This window comes from Bacillus sp. FSL K6-3431, from assembly GCF_038002605.1.
GTDB lineage: Bacteria > Bacillota > Bacilli > Bacillales > Bacillaceae_C > Lederbergia.
In genome coordinates this window covers 5352439-5370334 of the sequence record NZ_JBBOCT010000001.1, presented here as the reverse complement: position 1 = coordinate 5370334, position 17896 = coordinate 5352439, and the positions used below count along the sequence as shown (strand labels likewise).

Below are 17896 nucleotides of genomic sequence, written 5' to 3'. Positions count from 1 at the left end.
AAAGTCAAAGTGAAGCGTAGGTGGGATTTACCAATCAGGCGGGTAGAATCCCCACCTGATTCCCCGATGTTTAAGCTCGCTGAAACGAGTTTACTTTTTCCTTTGTTTACTTATTCGACGTTCTCGTTTTTTTATTTGATCTATTTGTTCTTGCATTTTCCTTTTATAACCCGGTTTTACTTTCGTAGGTTTTCTTACAAATTTTCGTGCCTTTATGTCTACTTCATCTACAGACTTTTTCCTGTTTTTCCGGCGATTACGTTCTTTTACTTCGACCCATTCGTTCTTGACTAAATCAAGGTGAGTAAACTCAATTCCCATTTTCTCGATTTGAACCAAAGCATCTTCATCAGAGTTCTCATATATTGTAACGGCCAATCCTTTGTTTCCCGCTCTGGCTGTACGCCCTGTTCGATGTATATAAAAGTCTAGGTCTCTTGGAAGCTCATAATTGATTACGTGGCTAATTCCTTGAATATCGATGCCCCTTGCTGCTAAATCCGTTGCAACAATATATTGATACTCTAGATCACGAATTTGTTTCATCATTTTCCGACGATCCCTAGAAGTTAAATCGCCATGAATTCTTCCGACCTTTAATCCTCGTTCACTTAATTGACCTGCCACTTTCTCTGCCATTTGTTTTGTATTTACAAACACAAGCGCCAAGTATGGGTTATATGAAATTAACATTTCTTTGAGTAGATCCACTTTTTCTCTGCTGCGCTTAGGTACAAGGATATGTTCGATATTTTCAGCAAAAATTTGCTTCGGTTGCACATGCTGAAATGTAGGATTTTCCATATACTTTTTTAAAAAAGGCTTTAATTTTTCCGGTATCGTTGCAGAAAATACAAGCATCTGCAATTCTTTTGGCATTTTCCCAGCTATTTGGTCTACATCCTGGAGGAAACCCATATCAAGCATTAAATCTGCCTCGTCTACTACTAATACAGAGGCTGTATGCACAAATAATGCTTGCTCTCTAACAAGATCATTAATTCGTCCTGGCGTTCCCACGACGATTTGCGGTTGTTGCTTCAGCTTATTAATTGTTCGTTGTTTATCCGTTCCACCGATATAGCAACGTGTTGTAATCGTTTCGTTTTCTAAGTGCTGAGTAATTTTGAGTATTTCATGATAAATTTGATTTGCTAATTCTCTTGTTGGTGCAGTAATGACTGCTTGAACTTCCTGTCTTTCAGGATCAATAGCTTCAATCATCGGTAAAATATAAGCATGAGTTTTTCCAGTCCCTGTTTGCGATTGTCCAATCGCACTTTTACCTTTTAAAAATAATGGAATCATTTTCTCTTGGATTTCAGTAGGTTCTCTAAAGCCCAATTCTTCAATTGCTTTATTTATAAATGATTTAAACTGGAATCGATTAAATGTATGTTCAGTCATATCCGTTCACTCCTTTAATGGGAAACTCCCTCAAACCATTATTATAAACCATAAATAAAGCATGTACAATGTGAGCTATCTTTTTTACTAATTTATAGGCAGGGATTTTTTGTTTAAAGCCCTATACATATGCCATTTAACTACTCCTTTTATTAGGAGTTGCATAATGTACATTATAGTAGCTGAGAAAGGAGGATAATCCTATGCAACGTAATATGATGAGACCGCCAATGCAAAGACAAATGCCCCGCTCGCACGGAGCAATGCGTAATACTCGAGGACCTGGAGGTGGGGGAGGTAGTTTCCTGTCGAATTTATTTCAAAAGAATAGTAACGCAGCTATAGGAAATACTGCCAAGGGTTTTAGTCGTGGAAGTGGAAGTACCAGTACTTCTTTTCTTCAAGGATTGGCTAACCCGCAAAAGATCAATTCTTTTTTAAACCAAACACAGCAAGTATTAGGCACAGCTAAGCAGTTCGGTCCAATGGTTCAGCAATATGGTCCTATTGTTAAAAATATCCCATCCATGTGGAAAATGTACCGTGCGTTTAAAGATACTCCTGTTGAATCGGAGGAAGAACAACCGAAAGTAACTGAAAACATTGCTCAAAAAAAGGTAAAACATAGCGATATCAAAACAGAGAACTTAATCGCTAAGGAGCAGAAGGGAAAATCTGTTCCAAAGTTATATATCCCTTGATCTATTTGTATTCAATACCTCATCTATTGGCTTTTCTATCATATTTATATATAATAAAGATGTGAGTTCAATAGATTTCAGGCTTAAACCTGCGGTCAGGAGGATTTGAATGAAGATAATAAAGATCGCCCCACGTGGCTATTGCTATGGTGTTGTTGATGCCATGGTCATCGCCCGTAATGCAGCACTGGATAAAACATTACCACGCCCAATCTATATTCTAGGTATGATTGTTCACAATAAACATGTAACAGATGCTTTTGCCGAAGATGGCATTATCACACTTGATGGACCGAACCGTAAAGAAATACTGGAACAAGTTAATAGCGGTACTGTGATTTATACTGCCCACGGTGTTTCACCTGAAGTTCGAGAGATCGCTGAAAAAAAAGGACTTACTACAATTGATGCAACATGTCCGGATGTGACAATTACTCACGATTTAATTCGGGAGAAAGAAGCAGAAGGATACGATGTCATTTATATTGGTAAAAAAGGGCATCCAGAACCAGAAGGAGCCGTTGGCGTTGCGCCACAAATTGTGCATCTTGTAGAGTCCTTAGAAGACGTTGATGAACTTAATGTGAATAACGAAAAAATAATCGTTACAAATCAAACAACGATGAGTCAATGGGATGTTAAAGCAATTATGGATAAAGTAAAGGACAAATACCCTTTGGCTGAACAGCATGAAGAAATTTGTCTTGCCACCCAAGTTCGTCAGGAAGCTGTCGCTAAACAAGCTGGAGTAGCAGATGTCTTGATTGTAGTGGGCGATCCTATGAGCAATAACTCAAATCGCTTAGCCCAAGTATCGAAAGAGATTGCGCACACCAATGCCTACCGTGTCGGTGATGTAAGCGAAATAGATATTGACTGGATAAAAGCTGCTAAAACAGTTGCAGTCACTGCCGGCGCATCCACACCGACACCTATCGTTCGTGAAGTGATTGCATTTCTAGAACAATTTAATCCAATAGATCAATCAACATGGGTGCGTGAAAACAAAGTTCCATTAAATAAAATACTACCAAAAGTAAGAAAACCAAAATTACCTACAAGTTAATCAGTATATTGTTTCATACTAAAAAGCTGATCCAAAGAAATTGGATCAGCTTTTTTGATATGGTTGATTATAACTCCTTGCTGGTAAGCTTGGTTTCTCACAAGCAGTGGAAAGTTATTTAACATCTTCTATAAAAAGATGTAAGGGTCCGTATTTATTTCCGAGGCGAATATTTTTACTTCGTAATTCCTTTTCTCGCTCATTTCCTGTAGTATATTCGTTAATCCCTTTTTCATGATTTTCTCCACATTATGTCCTGGATCAACGATATTCAGCCCCATATTCATTGCATCATGTGCCGTGTGATAATAAATATCACCTGTCACATATGCATCGGCCCCTTTGAATTTAGCCGCGCTAATATATTTATTGCCATCCCCACCAAGAATGGCTACCTTTTTGACACGGCTATTAAGATCACCAATAACGCGAACTCCACCCGAATCGAGCGCAACTTTTACATATTCCGCAAACGCTTGTAGGTTCATCTCTTCGCTTAGTTCTCCTACTCTTCCAAGACCTAGCTGTTCAGACTGTAAATCAAGCGAATATAGGTCATACGCTGGCTCTTCGTAAGGATGTGCCTTAAGCATAGCAGCTATTACTTTCTTCTCTATATGCTCAGGATAGACTGTTTCTATTTTTACTTCTTTCACCCATTCTAGCTTTCCTCGTTTTCCAATATGTGGATTCGTATTTCCCCCAGGTAAAAAGCGCCCTGTACCTATGGATGAAAAGGAGCATTCAGTATATTCACCAATTGCTCCTGCGCCAGCGTGACCTAATGCTTGTAACATTTGCTCCTCATCTTCTTCAGGGACGAAGACTACGAGCTTTTTGAGTGTTTCTGAGTATGTTGGTACAAGCACCGTCGTATCCTCTAATTTTAATGCGACAGCAAGCATATCATTTACTCCTCCGCTGGATACATCAAGGTTCGTATGCGCCGCATAGACAGCTATATCATGTTTGATTAATTGCTCGATCAATTTCCCTGTTGGATCCTCTGTTGAAATATTTTTCAGTGGTCGATAAATTAATGGGTGGTGAGCAATAATTAGATCTACATCCTTTTCAATCGCTTCATCTACGACGTCTTGCATAACATCTAAAGCAATCATGACTTTCTTAATCTTCTTATTCAATGTACCTACATGTAATCCGATTGGATCACCTTCAAGCGCATGCTTTTTCGGAGAGAACTCTTCAAACATTTGAATAAATTCATAACCATTGATGGTTTTCACGACAATACCTCCCTAACTAAATTAATCTTTTCCATCAATTCCTTTTGCCTATCTATATATTTTGCTTTATTATCCGATTTACTAAGCTGCAAAAGTATTCTTTCCCATTGTTGCATTTCATCCAGCCATTTTTGTTGAAATACCTGATTTTTTTCTTTTAATAAATATGGTCCTAGTAATATGCCTTTTTCTAAATCCTGATATGGAAGACGCGCATTTCCTTTTTCTGCTACAAGAACTTCATAATTTTTATTATCTTCACAAAGAATGTTTTCGTCAATCAGTTGCCACTCATTTTCTAACATCCAACGTCGGATATTGTTAGCTGCTAAGTTCGGTTGTAAAATTAACCGTTTAACTCCTTCAAGTTTTTCCTTACCTGCTTCTAGTATTTCTGTAATTAGTGAGCCACCCATTCCAGCGATTACAATACACTCTACTTCTCCAACTTCGATTACAGCTAGCCCATTTCCTTTTCTAACTGCGACTAATTCAGTTAATCCCTTACTATTCACTTGCTGTATTGCGGCTCGGTAAGGCCCCTCTGCGACTTCCCCAGCAATTGCGTGAGTAGCAATCCCTCTCCTTATTGCATGGCAAGGCAAATAAGCGTGATCTGAACCTATATCCGCAATCCTCATGCCTGGAATAATATAAGAAGCTACACAATCTAATCGTTTAGATAATTTATCAATATTCATTCCTATCACCTCATTAATAAAGGTAAAAAAGTTCTTTGCAAATAGCAAAGAACTTTTTTATTTGTTGCTGTACATCTTTTATTTAAGTCCAGCAATCCATGCAGCCATTTCTTCTACATTTTCAGCTGGAACTAAGCCAGCAGGCATGCCGCCCTCTGTACCATTCGCTAAAATATCGGCAACTTCTTCTTCAGAAAGGCCTGTTCCATGTAAGTTAGGTACAGCTCCTTGTCCTTCAAGGTTTTCACCATGACAAGTAATACAAGATTTATTCGCATATGCTTCTGGTTCAAATGCGACAGTTTCCTCTTGACCACCTTCTTGCTCTTTTGCTATTTCCTTCGAATCGCCAACGCCTTTAATTCCAAGGAAAAAGATCAATCCTAGTCCCAACACCATAATTAAAATATATGGAACGATAGCATTTCTTTTCATACTAAACCCTCCTTATGTAATAACTTTCTGTAAAAAAATCATTAATGCAAACAACTACATTTTACTCGAAAAACGTAAGAAGTGAAAGCCTTAGGTATGAAGATTCATTCACTTTTCGATAATTAGACATATATATTGAACAATTTTAATGCAAAAACCAATTTTAGAGGATTAAAAAAACACCAAATGATAAACGGCGAATTTCCTCGTTGCTAATTAGGTGCTTCTACAAAGGAAAAGGATCCTCTGTTAAGGAATGATCCTCTGTTAAGATCGCTTACGTCCTGTGAGCAACACAGAGGCCAGCACGTCCTGTGCAAGTACGTACGTCCTGTGGGCAACACGGAAATCAGCACATCTGAGCAAACCTGATCCTCCATACCTTCTCGCCTCGAACTTCTTGTTTCAATTTGATAACGTTTCGCACTTTTATTAGTAATCAACAGCCACGGAATTAATATCACCATTATTAGCTTCAAATAATATAATTTATAATATCATGTTACTAAAAAAAATAATAATACTGATACCGCTACAAATCCAGAAATAGTAAAAAAGGGAATCTTACGCCAAATCCCTGCAACTACCCATAATAAACAATTAATAAGTAGCAGCGTATAAAGATTGTTCATCTCGCTATGAAAAAAGAATTTGTTGATTTGCACCATATACAACAGCAGTAGAAAAGCAGCTGTAATATAAATAATTAGCTTCTTTTTCCCGTTCTTTTGATAATATAAAATGGATAAGAATAAAAATATACCAAAAATCGTCAATATTCCTGTTTGCAAAGCGAATGAAAAATGAGTAAAATAAGTCAATACAAGGGATAAAGAAATAATGATCAAAAACAAACAATTAAAAATAAGTTCATCAGTAAATAAAGACTTTGATTTATTTGCTCTTTCGACTGATTCTTGGATATCTTCTCCCTTTGAATAAAGAGTAAGCAAATAATCGCAATAATGTTCAGGTAGCATATTGTTTTGTTTCCAAAAATTGATTTCAGATATAATGACTTTTTTTCTATTAGCATTCAATGCCCGATCACATCCTATTTACTTAAATATTCGGGATAAATCGTAAAGAGATTTCCTTTGTTGTGAAAGCGTTTTAAACGTCTCCGACATGCTTAATGAAGGAACGTCAAGCTAAGTAGGTCAGGAAAAGCGCTGGCTATAGGGAACTTCGGTTAGGTTCGCCACGTCCTGTGGCAACACCGAAGTGACCCGGGCCTAAAAAAGGTTTACTTCCGTGACCAGAAGTAAACCGAAGGATTGCATATGATTATTCAAGAAAATCTTTTAGACGTTTGCTTCTGCTAGGATGACGCAATTTTCTTAAGGCCTTAGCTTCAATTTGACGAATTCGCTCACGTGTTACACCGAAAACTTTTCCAACTTCTTCAAGCGTTCGCGTCCTGCCGTCATCTAAACCAAAACGAAGACGAAGTACGTTTTCTTCTCGATCTGTCAAAGTATCAAGTACGTCTTCAAGTTGCTCTTTTAATAACTCATATGCAGCATGATCTGAAGGTGAAGTTGCTTCTTGATCCTCGATAAAATCGCCTAGGTGTGAATCATCTTCCTCACCAATTGGCGTTTCTAACGAAACCGGTTCTTGGGCTATTTTTAAAATTTCTCGTACTTTGTCTGGTGTTAAATCCATTTCTTCCGCAATTTCTTCAGGAGCTGGTTCCCTGCCAAGATCTTGAAGTAATTGTCTTTGGACTCTAATAAGTTTATTAATCGTTTCTACCATATGAACTGGAATACGAATCGTCCGCGCTTGGTCAGCAATTGCTCTTGTAATAGCTTGACGAATCCACCATGTTGCGTACGTACTAAATTTAAAGCCTTTTTCAAAGTCGAATTTCTCAACAGCTTTTATTAAACCCATATTTCCTTCTTGAATTAGATCAAGAAACAGCATGCCGCGACCTACGTAACGCTTTGCAATACTAACAACGAGACGAAGATTAGCCTCAGCAAGTCGTTTCTTTGCTTCTTCATCACCTTGTTCGATTCTTTTTGCAAGAGCTACTTCTTCAGCTGCAGATAATAAATTAACGCGGCCAATTTCTTTTAGATACATTCTAACCGGGTCATTAATTTTAACACCTGGAGGTACGCTTAAGTCATTTAAATCAAATTCTTCACTTTCCTTTTGAACTTGTGGGGATCCCGGAGTTGCTCCATCTACTTCACTTTCCTCGAGGACTTCTACACCTTGGTCACCAAGCAATTCATAGTACTCATCCATTTGATCTGAGTCTAAATCAAAGTTGGCAAGTTTTCCTGCAATAAGCTCATATGTTAAGCTACCCTGCTTTTTTCCTTGTTCAAGTAATTGTTCTTTTACTTGGTCTAGGGTAAGTTCTATTTCTGTTTCATTGGAACGAGCCGATTTTTCAGCCATACGTCCCCCTCCTTCCAGCATTTGCATACCGTAATATTTTTCACAAAGATTTGCGAATTTCAATAATCTCCATTGCAATATTAATTGCTGTGGAATGATCATTATTCCGTTCCGCTGCTTTTTGTTCCAATTGCTTTTCTTTTATCATTAACATTTTCGGGTATTTCAACACATGGTTTACGTAATCTCTTAATTCTTGCTCAGTATGTTCATGGTCAATTGAGAGCATTTCTATTTCTGCCACAATCGTACGCAACTTTTTATCAGGAAGAAAATGCAAGAAATTACTCGAGTCAGGATGATTACCTTCTTCATAATAACCACATAAATAAGTAAGGATTGCCTGATGTTCATCATAAAAAAATGGGGTTTCGCCAAGCATTTCTATGACACGATAAGTAATTGCTTCATCTTGAAGCATTCTTGCAATCAATTGCCTTTCTGCCGCTATATGTGCTGGAAGTAACTTTTTTGCGGAACGTGGTGCGACAGGTGGATTTTTTTGTATTTGCTGCTGTTCTTTTGGTTTTATTTGATGCGTATTATCTAATGTTTTTAACTGTTCCATTAATGCATCTAATGACAAGGAAAATTCTTCAGCCAATTGTCTGATATATAAATCCCGCTCTACAGGATTTGTAAGCTTACTGATTTCCGTTATAACTTCTTCGATATAATGAAGCTTTTCTCCTTCATTTTGAAGATTCTTGCCCTGACGAAAGTATATTAATTTGTATGCCATCCAGGTATGGCCATTCCCTATTACATCTTTACGGAATTTGTCTGCTCCGTGGTTTCGAATGTAGTCATCAGGATCTAAGCCATTCGGCAAAGTAGCTACTGTCACATTAAACCCTTGTTGTACAAGCAGTGTACCAGCCTTGAATGCTGCTTCAAATCCAGCTTGATCCGAGTCAAAACATAATGTAACTTCATCAACTAGTCTTCGCAATTGTTGAGCATGATTTTTCGTAAATGCTGTACCCATTACTGCCAATCCATTTTTAACTCCAGCTAAGTCTGCCGATATGACATCTGCAAATCCTTCAAATATGACAGCAAAGTTTTGTTTACGGATATGACTTCTTGCTTCATGAAAATGATATAGAAGTGTGCTCTTATTAAAAAGTTCTGTCTCTGGAGTATTCAAATACTTGGGCTGGTCATCAGATTCTATAGCTCGTGCAGAGAATCCAACAATTTGACCTTTGGCATTATGGAGTGGAAACATGATTCTGCTACGGAATCGATCAAAGTATGATTCATCTTTATCACGTCTCCCTATCAACCCTGCTCTTTCCATTAATTCCAAAGGAAAGCCTCGTTTCTCCAGGAACTTAACTGAAAAATCCCATTCTGGTAAAGAATAGCCGATTTGGAATTTACTTATACTTTCTTTTGTAAAGCCTCTGTTCAGTAAATACTCGAGGGCTTTTGCCCCTTCATCCGTATTTAAGAGCAGATGATGATAAAATTTTGCCAGTAATTCATGAGCTTCGATCATTCGTTGGTGATCAGGTGGTATTTGCTGTTGACGATTTTCTGTATTTGTAGTATCAATATCAAGCTGAATATTTCCTTTTTCCGCTATTCTTTCTACTGATTCGCGGAAAGTGATACCATCTATGTCCATTAGAAAGGTAAATACATTTCCACCTGCCCCACAGCCAAAGCAATGAAAAATTTGTTTTTCAGGAGATACGGAAAAGGAAGGTGAGTTCTCCCCATGAAAAGGACATAAACCGAAATAATTTCGACCTTGCCTTTTTATCTGAACATAATCACTCACGACATCAACAATATCAACTGCTTGCCGCAACTCATTGATTTTTTCTTCAGGTATTTTTACCGCCACAAAAACATCTCCATCAAAATTAATATATCAGTAACTTATTCGACGAAAATTTCTATACTCCTTCAATTTTCGACAATAACCTTTGCAATGCTTGCTGAAAGTTTATCCGATCTTCTTTTGAGTATGGACTAGGCCCCTTTCCATATACTCCTCTTTCTCTTGCTTTTGCAGATAAAAATCGAAAATCCAATAATGTATTTATTGTTTCTTCCTTGTATTCCGTTCCCCTCGGTGAAAGTGCATAAACACCTTTCGGCAGTACTAGGCTAGCCAATCCGATATCCTGTGTGATCAATACATCTCCATTTTTTATCCAATTTAAGATATACAAATCAACAGAGTCTCTCCCTGGGTCAACAAAAGACCATTCACCGTTTTTACTCTCTTCATTCGGTATATGGTCAAAAGAAGCAATAAAACGTGTGTGCCAATTCTTTTCTTTAGCTATCATCGAAATTTCTGTTTTAACCGGACACGCGTCCGCATCTACAAATATAATTGAATTTTTCTTAGTATCGTTATTAATTCTACATCACTCCATATATTCCTTCTTTTTTTGAAACTTTTTAAGGAATAGTGAGATTGTATGTCGAATTTTCCTTAAAGTTGACTTTTTTGTGAACGTAATAACTAGTTTATTCACTAATAGACAGCTCTAAACCTAATTTATGTATTTTCAACCCAATTTTTTATTATATCTTATTTTGGTCTATTTGACTATATATATGCTTTAAAGAAAAGCGATAAAGGATTCAACGTTATTGCAGATGATACATTAAGTCATCGCAATTATTATCATGTATCCTTTTTTAAAGACCTCCTCTTGTTTGTAAGCAAGATTAAAAGCGTTGCCACATCACTTACACCAGTTGGAAGTCCCTAAAAAAACACAACCATATTGTGCTTTTACATTTTTTTTTGGATATTATTAATAATAATATTTGCTGTCTCTTCAACTGCCTTATTAGTAACATCGATGACTGTACAATCTAATTTTGCAGATATTTTATCAAAATATGCGATTTCTCGCTTAATTCTTTCGATATTAGCATAATTAGCCTTATCGTCTAATCCAAGCGAAAGAAGCCTTTCACGTCTAATACTATTTAGCTTTTCCGGACTAATTTTTAATCCAATGCACCGACTAGGGTCAACTGTAAATAACTCCTTAGGCGGATCTACCTCTGGAACAATCGGCACATTAGCAACCTTATACCTTTTATGTGCAAGATATTGAGAAAGTGGCGTTTTAGATGTTCGAGAAACCCCAATGAGTATAATATCCGCTTTTAACAACCCACGAGGATCTCTGCCGTCATCATATTTAACAGCGAATTCTACTGCTTCAATCTTTTTAAAATAATCTTCGTCCAATTGACGAACAAGTCCTGGTTCATTTAATGGCGCTCTCTCAAATGTTTTTTCGAAAATATCCATAAAAGGTCCCATAACATCAATCGCATTGATCTGTTGTTCCACCGCTTTCTCCTTCATATATGCCCGAATATCCGGCTTTACTAACGTATAAACAACCATTCCTTGATCATTTTTTGCCATGGTGAGGACTTCATTGATATGATCCAAATCTTCCACAAATGGGTAGCGTCTAAATTTTACATTTACACCATAAAATTGGCTAATCGCAGCTTTTGTCACTAATTCCGCCGTTTCACCAATAGAGTCTGAAACAACATAAATGATAGGACATACCACTATAATAACCTCCCCTAACCACCTTAGATCGCCACGTCCTGTGGCGTCGGCACTAGTACATCCCTGTATGTCGAAGCTAGAAATGGAAACGCCATTTATAAAAACTTATACTTTCTTCCTTAAAATAAAGTTTTGAGCTTGCTTCTATATAAACAAGCTCAAAACTCTTTTTATTACGTGTTCAAAAAGGTGGATAAATAGAATCGAGACCGATTAAGATAGCCAAAACATCGGTACTAGGACTTGCCATCGTCAAAGTTCTAGGAAGCAAGCTGACAACGAAATTCGACAACAATTTTTACCGGACTTTTTAAACATTCCTAATTACTTTACTTGTATAATATTCATCGCTGCATAGGCACCAATCAAATTGGCCAATTGTTTCATTTGAGATAAACGATTATCTTTTAGTGTCTCTTGTTCAGCGATAACCATTGTATGCTCAAAGTATGCTGATATCGATGGTTGTAATGATGCCAAAGACACTAGTCTGTCCGCAGGTTTTAGCTCTGATACGGATACTTCTTGTAGTGCCTGCCACTTTTCATATAATGCTTTTTCATAGTTATTTTCAAATAATGTCGGATTTACCGTTAGTCCCTCTCGACATTTACTCGCAATATTCAAGACACGGGAAAGCGATTCAATCGTTTCCTTAAATTTCTCATCCTCTTTCATCATGTCTAATGCCTTAGCACGCCCTACAATATCAGGAACGCTATTAAATTCTCCTTCCAGCACTGATTCGACAATATCATGACGAATTCCTTCCTCTTGAAGGATATATTTTATTCGTAGTTTAAAGAACTGGCGAAGTTGTGGAAATAGGTCATCCTTAACGTCCAAACTATTACTCGTAATTCTAATTGCCTTTTCCAATAAATCAGTTAAAGATATATTCCAATTCTTTTCTAATAAAATGTGGATAATTCCTGTCGTTTGTCTACGCAACGCATAAGGATCTTGGGAGCCCGTAGGAATCAACCCAATTGCAAATGAAGTTACGATAGAATCTAATTTATCTGCAATACTTACTAGCGCTCCAATTGTGGATGCCGGTACCGTATCATCCGCATGCCTTGGTTGATAATGCTCATTGACTGCCTTAGCAACTTCTGGATTTTCCCCTTGTTGCAGTGCGTATTTCTCTCCCATGATTCCTTGTAATTCAGGAAATTCATTAACCATATTTGTTACAAGATCAAATTTACTTATTTCTGCTGCCCGATCTGTGCGTTGTTTCACTTCTTCAGGTAGATCGATCATTCCAGTTAGTTCAACAGCTATCTTGCGAATTCGATGGACTTTTTCGGCTAATGTTCCAATTTTTTCATGATAAATAATTGCATCCAGTTTCATTAACGATTGTTCTATAAGCATTTTTTGATCTTCTTTATAAAAGAAATCAGCATCCGCCAATCTTGCCCTTAATACTTTTTCATTTCCTCTAGTAACCGTTTCGATATGATTCTCATTGCCGTTTCGTACTCCGATAAAATAAGGAAGTAATGCACCAGCTTCATCCTTTACAGGAAAATAGCGTTGATGTGCTTTCATAGATGTGATTAGTACTTCTTCAGGGAGTTGGAGAAAGTCTTCATGAAAGGCGCCCGCGAAAACGGTTGGATACTCGACTAAGTTAGTCACTTCGGACATAAGATCGTTATCCTCTGGAATGAACCATCGTTTATCCTCACTTAATTTCGTAATTTGTTCTTTTATCATTTGCAGCCTAGTCTGATAATCAGCAATCACATATTGACCTTGCAACACATTTTCATAATCCGCTGGTGTAGACAATTCTATTTTTTTACCTAAAAAGCGATGTCCATCCGTTTTTGCACTAGCATGTATATTTGCAACCGAAAAGGGTATTATTTCTTGACCAAATAATGCTACAATCCATCTAATTGGTCGAAGAAAACGAATGTCCAAATCTCCCCATCGCATATTGTTAGGAAAATGAAGGGACTTAATTAAATCTCCCATTTCAGGGAGCAATGTCATTGTTCCTTTACCTTTAGTAAACTTTTTTACATAGGCATATTCAACACCTTTTAATTCTTTAAAAAATATGTCTTCGGCATTCACACCTTGTGATCGACTGAAACCAATCGCAGCCTTTGACCAATTTCCGTCTTGATCTAACGCTACTTTCTTCGCTGGTCCTTTTGCTTCTTGTTCCATATCCTGTTGGAATTCTGCAACATTTTTAACTAGAATTGCTATTCTTCTTGGAGTGGAAAAAGCCTGGATTTCTCCATGTACTATCCTATTCTCATCCAGCCATGAGAGCATCTTTTTTTCAAAAGTGTCAACTGCACCAAGAATAAATCTTGCAGGCATTTCTTCTATCCCGATTTCAAGCAATAAATCTCGATTATTCATGATTGTTTTCCTCCTTTACTTGTCCATTTAAAATAGGAAAACCAAGCTTTTCCCTTTCATCGTAAAATGTTTTTGCCACCTCACGGGCCATTTTTCGCATTCGACCAATATAGGCGGTTCTTTCTGTTACTGAAACTGCACCTTTTGCATCAAGTAAATTAAACACATGTGAACATTTCAAAATATAATCATAAGCAGGGTGAACAAGTCCCGCTTCCATTTGTTTTTTTGATTCTGTCTCATATATATTGAAAAGATTTAACAGCATATCTTGATCTGATGTTTCAAAGGCATATTTAGAATGCTCATATTCAGGTTGATAAAAAATATCTCTGACTGTAAAGCCTTCCGTCCATTCTAAATCAAATACATTTTCTTTATCTTGAATATATGATGCAAGTCTTTCAATCCCATATGTTAATTCTACAGATACCGGCCTACATTCAAGGCCGCCAACTTGTTGGAAATAAGTAAATTGCGTTACTTCCATACCATCCAACCAAACTTCCCATCCTAGGCCAGCACAGCCAAGTGAAGGATTCTCCCAATTATCTTCTACAAAGCGAATATCATGCTCTAATGGTTCAATTCCAATTACTCGTAAAGAATCCAAATACATTTCCTGAATATTTTCAGGAGAAGGTTTCATGATTACTTGAAATTGATGATGCTGGTACAAACGATTCGGGTTTTCTCCATAACGACCGTCTGCCGGTCGGCGAGATGGCTCTACATAAGCAACATTCCAAGGCTCCGGACCAATTGCCCGAAGAAAAGTAAAAGGGCTCATTGTCCCAGCACCTTTTTCTACATCATAGGCTTGCATAAGAATGCATCCATAGTCTGACCAATGTTTTTGTAAAGCTAAAATCATTTCTTGAATATTCATTACTGACCACCCTTTCAGTTTTACATAGAAAAGCAAAAATACTTTTTTTAAATAACATTTTGGAAAAACAAAAAATCTCGTCCCTATGCTTATGTTTGTAAGCATAGGGACGAGATTTTACCCGCGGTTCCACCCTATTTGCCGTATGATTAACGGCCAACTTTAAATGATGTTGCTCCAGAATGCCTTCCTTGCTCCTCCATCCTCCGGCTCACACTATCCCGAAATCGCTATGCATGAATATGACCAAGTACTAATTTCTTTCAACACAACTTATATAATTAGTCCTATATTAGAAAATAGCCGATTGATATCGATTTGTCAATGATAATCGTCTAAATCTTGCCTTTAAGATTATCTAATTGATCTAAAAAACGTTTTGATTTAAGTTGAAGACCAGAAAATTCATCATAATATAAATCAAAGAACTGTTTCAATTCTTTTTTCGTTTCAGGTTTCACCGAAATAGATCCAAGCCTTTGCATATCAAAAAAATAAAATACTCTTAAAAGTTTTACCGCATTTTGTGATAACGGTAAAAAATGCGGGTCTTTATCAAAACATTGATGACATATTAAGCCGTTTTCTTTTATCGTAAAACCGAATTGTGCCTCCGTATTTCCACACATCACACATTTTCCCATCTCGGGATATAACCCAATGACACTTAACATCTTCATTTCAAAAATATGTGTAACAATATCTGGGTCATGACCTTCATTTATATAATGCAAGGTTTGTGATAGCAGTTCAAATAAAAAAGGATTTCGTTCATTTTCATCTGTGCTTTTATCAAGTAAATCAACTACATAAGCAGCATAAGCGGTCTTAAATATATCTTCTCTAATCGCTCTTAAGGAAGATATCATTTCCGCTTGCTGCATTGTACCTAATCCTCGTCCCGATTGGATAAGGAAGTGACCATATGTAAAGAGCTGAGAAGCTCCAGCTAGACGGCTACTCGGTTTTTTTGCTCCCCTAGCCATCCCTGCAATTTTCCCAGCTTCTCTGCTGTAAATAACAACAATCTTATGTGATTCACCATAATCAGTTGTTCGAATAATGATTCCCTCGTATTTTTGCAACATCTACACATCTTCCCTTTCTTAGCGAATGTCCGCAATTCAGGGCAGAACAGGATGAAATTAAGTAACAGGATAGTCTATTTCAGGTCCATTTTCCATATACGGCAGAATACTCATATGCTCTTCTTTTTCAAGTTCCTTCAGAAGTAAGTAGATATCTACATTACCTGTTTCTTTAAAAACTCTCCACGTGAATTCATACATTTTATTCCCGCCTTTCCATGTTTTGAAATAATTCTTTCTTTACATGTTTACTTTTTCCGTAAGGACAAGGAAGATACAACGTAAAATATGTTAATATACCCAATTACTTATTCAACATAAGCACATTACTCATTTCTGTGTGCAAAATCAATTATTTACAAGGTTCATTGAATAAATAGCCATTCAGACAGAAAGCCAGTGTGTACAGCTTATTCATGAATTTTTTGTAAGAAAAACTATGTTTTGATCGTTCATCGTACAGGCTTAATATTCATCTTCTTTAAATCCAAAATCCCTTAAATGCGATGCTTTATTTCTCCAATCCTTTTGCACCTTCACCCAGAGTTCTAAAAATACTTTGGAACCAAGTAAATGTTCAATATCCAGTCGTGCGCGCTGACCTATTTCCTTCAACATTTTACCTTGCTTACCAATTACTATTCCTTTTTGTGAATCGCGTTCAACAATGATCGTTGCCATTACATGTACAATATCTTGATCAGCTTTCTGCTCCATCTTTTCTATCAAAACAGCAATCGAATGTGGGATTTCTTCCCTTGTTAGGTGGAGTGCCTTCTCCCGGATCAGTTCTGATACAATAAATCGTTCCGGATGATCTGTAATTTGATCTGCTGGATAATATTGAGGACCTTCTGGCATTTGCAGTAAAATTTGTTCAAGCAATCGATCCACATTATTTCCTTCAAGAGCCGAAATTGGTAGGACTTCAGCAAATTTATACTTTTCTTTATACTGCTCTATTAACGGGAACAATTCGTCAGGTTCAATCTGATCAATTTTATTGATTACGAGAAAAACAGGTGTCGAAAGCCCCTGCAGTTTTTCAATAATAAATTCATCCCCGCGTCCGAATCCTTCCTTTGCATTAATCATAAAGAGGACTAAATCTACTTCCTTTAACGTGTTAATAGCGATTTTCATCATAAAATCGCCTAGCTTATGCTTTGGCTTATGAATCCCAGGTGTATCAATAAAAATCATCTGTGCTTCATTAGTTGTTAACACACCTTGAACCTTGTTTCTAGTTGTTTGCGCTTTATCACTCATAATCGCAATTTTTTGGCCAATCACACGATTTAAATATGTTGATTTCCCTACATTTGGCCTGCCGATAATAGAAATAAAGCCTGATTTAAATGTTGGTTTATTATTATTCATATAAATCCTCCGGTGAAAAAGCAAAGGGTAATAAGGTTTCAACAGTTACTTCTTTCATTTCTCCTCTGCCATTAGATAATATCACTTTCATATCTTTAGGGCATAATTCTGCAATCACTTGTCTACATGCTCCACACGGGGGGACAGGACGCTTAGTATCAGCCGTAACTGCTAACATTGTAAATTCTCTATCTCCTTCAGAAATTGCTTTAAATATTGCGGTACGTTCCGCACAATTACAAAGGCCGTAAGCTGCATTCTCAATATTACAACCATGATAGACCTTTCCAGCTGCTGATAACAAGGCAGCACCAACTGGAAATTGTGAATATGGAACATATGCTTTATCTCTAGCCGCTTCCGCTTCCTTGATTAATTCTTCCACATTCATCTGTTTGTTACTCCTTCAACGTCATATTTTCATTTTACTACATTTTCAAGAAAAAGTTATAGAATATCGAAAAGTTTTTTGATAATTTAAACTTTAATTAAAGATATTTAAAAACGAATGGCCTGTGGAAACATTTTATCCTACTCGCCCATCATATTCAAATTCGGCAAGCTTTTCAGGCAAAAAAAACACTACCAGATGGTAGCATTTTTTAGTA

The 17896-nt window shown here is 36.9% G+C and carries 17 protein-coding genes; 2 read left to right on the top strand and 15 right to left on the bottom strand.

The genetic code is table 11. The features are described from left to right. Window positions 1-90: 90 nt before the first annotated feature. A complete protein-coding gene (locus MHB53_RS25555; RefSeq protein ID WP_340924090.1) occupies window positions 91-1407 on the bottom strand; it encodes a DEAD/DEAH box helicase in 1317 nt (438 codons plus the stop codon). A gap of 203 nt (window positions 1408-1610) precedes the next feature. Between MHB53_RS25555 and vrrA the strand changes: the two genes are divergently transcribed. Together vrrA and MHB53_RS25545 are read left to right on the top strand one after the other, a co-directional pair. Beyond that, window positions 1611-2108: a VrrA/YqfQ family protein gene (gene vrrA, locus MHB53_RS25550; protein WP_340924087.1), complete on the top strand. Its 498-nt coding sequence runs from the start codon at window positions 1611-1613 to the stop codon at window positions 2106-2108. A gap of 109 nt (window positions 2109-2217) precedes the next feature. Next, window positions 2218-3174: a 4-hydroxy-3-methylbut-2-enyl diphosphate reductase gene (locus MHB53_RS25545; RefSeq protein WP_340924084.1), complete on the top strand. Its 957-nt coding sequence runs from the start codon at window positions 2218-2220 to the stop codon at window positions 3172-3174. A 128-nt stretch (window positions 3175-3302) separates the two neighbouring features. Here the strand turns inward: MHB53_RS25545 and MHB53_RS25540 are convergent, their stop codons facing one another. From MHB53_RS25540 to MHB53_RS25475, 14 genes are all read right to left on the bottom strand, one after another. Continuing rightward, window positions 3303-4421, bottom strand: coding sequence for a Nif3-like dinuclear metal center hexameric protein (locus tag MHB53_RS25540; protein WP_340924082.1), 1119 nt, complete (start codon window positions 4419-4421; stop codon window positions 3303-3305). Next, complete coding sequence (locus MHB53_RS25535) at window positions 4418-5122, bottom strand: tRNA (adenine(22)-N(1))-methyltransferase (protein WP_340924081.1); 705 nt, start codon at window positions 5120-5122, stop codon at window positions 4418-4420. The genes MHB53_RS25540 and MHB53_RS25535 overlap by 4 nt, the downstream gene beginning before the upstream one ends. 78 nt (window positions 5123-5200) lie before the next feature. Next, the gene (gene cccA, locus MHB53_RS25530) at window positions 5201-5557 is read right to left on the bottom strand and encodes a cytochrome c550 (RefSeq protein ID WP_340924079.1); all 357 of its coding nucleotides are present in this window, start codon (window positions 5555-5557) and stop codon (window positions 5201-5203) included. Window positions 5558-6054: 497 nt separating this feature from the next. Beyond that, window positions 6055-6597 carry a hypothetical protein gene (locus MHB53_RS25525; protein WP_340924076.1) on the bottom strand — a complete coding sequence of 181 codons (543 nt, stop codon included), beginning with the start codon at window positions 6595-6597 and terminating at the stop codon, window positions 6055-6057. A 247-nt stretch (window positions 6598-6844) separates the two neighbouring features. Further along, the gene (gene rpoD, locus MHB53_RS25520; protein ID WP_340924074.1) at window positions 6845-7975 is read right to left on the bottom strand and encodes an RNA polymerase sigma factor RpoD; all 1131 of its coding nucleotides are present in this window, start codon (window positions 7973-7975) and stop codon (window positions 6845-6847) included. 40 nt (window positions 7976-8015) lie between these two features. Then, the gene (gene dnaG / locus MHB53_RS25515) at window positions 8016-9830 is read right to left on the bottom strand and encodes a DNA primase (RefSeq protein ID WP_340924072.1); all 1815 of its coding nucleotides are present in this window, start codon (window positions 9828-9830) and stop codon (window positions 8016-8018) included. 52 nt (window positions 9831-9882) lie between these two features. Further along, the gene (locus MHB53_RS25510; protein WP_340924069.1) at window positions 9883-10281 is read right to left on the bottom strand and encodes a YaiI/YqxD family protein; all 399 of its coding nucleotides are present in this window, start codon (window positions 10279-10281) and stop codon (window positions 9883-9885) included. 455 nt (window positions 10282-10736) lie between these two features. Further along, a complete protein-coding gene (locus tag MHB53_RS25505; protein ID WP_445661484.1) occupies window positions 10737-11543 on the bottom strand; it encodes a pyruvate, water dikinase regulatory protein in 807 nt (268 codons plus the stop codon). Window positions 11544-11867: 324 nt separating this feature from the next. After that, window positions 11868-13931, bottom strand: coding sequence for a glycine--tRNA ligase subunit beta (glyS, locus tag MHB53_RS25500; RefSeq protein WP_340924066.1), 2064 nt, complete (start codon window positions 13929-13931; stop codon window positions 11868-11870). Next, window positions 13924-14820, bottom strand: coding sequence for a glycine--tRNA ligase subunit alpha (gene glyQ / locus MHB53_RS25495; RefSeq protein WP_340924064.1), 897 nt, complete (start codon window positions 14818-14820; stop codon window positions 13924-13926). The genes glyS and glyQ overlap by 8 nt, the downstream gene beginning before the upstream one ends. Before the next feature lie 335 nt (window positions 14821-15155). After that, entirely contained in the window at window positions 15156-15908 is a 753-nt protein-coding gene (gene recO, locus MHB53_RS25490) for a DNA repair protein RecO (protein ID WP_340924061.1), read from the bottom strand. Between the two features lie 57 nt (window positions 15909-15965). Continuing rightward, a complete protein-coding gene (locus MHB53_RS25485) occupies window positions 15966-16109 on the bottom strand; it encodes a YqzL family protein (RefSeq protein ID WP_340924058.1) in 144 nt (47 codons plus the stop codon). Between the two features lie 264 nt (window positions 16110-16373). Beyond that, entirely contained in the window at window positions 16374-17288 is a 915-nt protein-coding gene (gene era, locus MHB53_RS25480; protein WP_340924055.1) for a GTPase Era, read from the bottom strand. Continuing rightward, complete coding sequence (locus MHB53_RS25475) at window positions 17281-17679, bottom strand: cytidine deaminase (RefSeq protein WP_340924052.1); 399 nt, start codon at window positions 17677-17679, stop codon at window positions 17281-17283. Before MHB53_RS25475 ends, era begins: the two co-directional genes overlap by 8 nt. Between the last annotated feature and the right edge of the window lie 217 nt (window positions 17680-17896).

Bases quoted from the DNA above. Each gene is read 5' to 3' on its own strand.
- MHB53_RS25475 (WP_340924052.1), bottom strand. From the start codon at position 17,679: ATGAATGTGGAAGAATTAATCAAGGAAGCGGAAGCGGCTAGAGATAAA.
- MHB53_RS25510 (WP_340924069.1), bottom strand. From the start codon at position 10,281: ATGATAGCTAAAGAAAAGAATTGGCACACACGTTTTATTGCTTCTTTT.
- MHB53_RS25535 (WP_340924081.1), bottom strand. From the start codon at position 5,122: ATGAATATTGATAAATTATCTAAACGATTAGATTGTGTAGCTTCTTAT.
- glyS (WP_340924066.1), bottom strand. From the start codon at position 13,931: ATGAATAATCGAGATTTATTGCTTGAAATCGGGATAGAAGAAATGCCT.
- MHB53_RS25545 (WP_340924084.1), top strand. From the start codon at position 2,218: ATGAAGATAATAAAGATCGCCCCACGTGGCTATTGCTATGGTGTTGTT.
- vrrA (WP_340924087.1), top strand. From the start codon at position 1,611: ATGCAACGTAATATGATGAGACCGCCAATGCAAAGACAAATGCCCCGC.
- rpoD (WP_340924074.1), bottom strand. From the start codon at position 7,975: ATGGCTGAAAAATCGGCTCGTTCCAATGAAACAGAAATAGAACTTACC.
- era (WP_340924055.1), bottom strand. From the start codon at position 17,288: ATGAATAATAATAAACCAACATTTAAATCAGGCTTTATTTCTATTATC.
- MHB53_RS25485 (WP_340924058.1), bottom strand. From the start codon at position 16,109: ATGTATGAATTCACGTGGAGAGTTTTTAAAGAAACAGGTAATGTAGAT.
- cccA (WP_340924079.1), bottom strand. From the start codon at position 5,557: ATGAAAAGAAATGCTATCGTTCCATATATTTTAATTATGGTGTTGGGA.
- glyQ (WP_340924064.1), bottom strand. From the start codon at position 14,820: ATGAATATTCAAGAAATGATTTTAGCTTTACAAAAACATTGGTCAGAC.
- recO (WP_340924061.1), bottom strand. From the start codon at position 15,908: ATGTTGCAAAAATACGAGGGAATCATTATTCGAACAACTGATTATGGT.
- MHB53_RS25555 (WP_340924090.1), bottom strand. From the start codon at position 1,407: ATGACTGAACATACATTTAATCGATTCCAGTTTAAATCATTTATAAAT.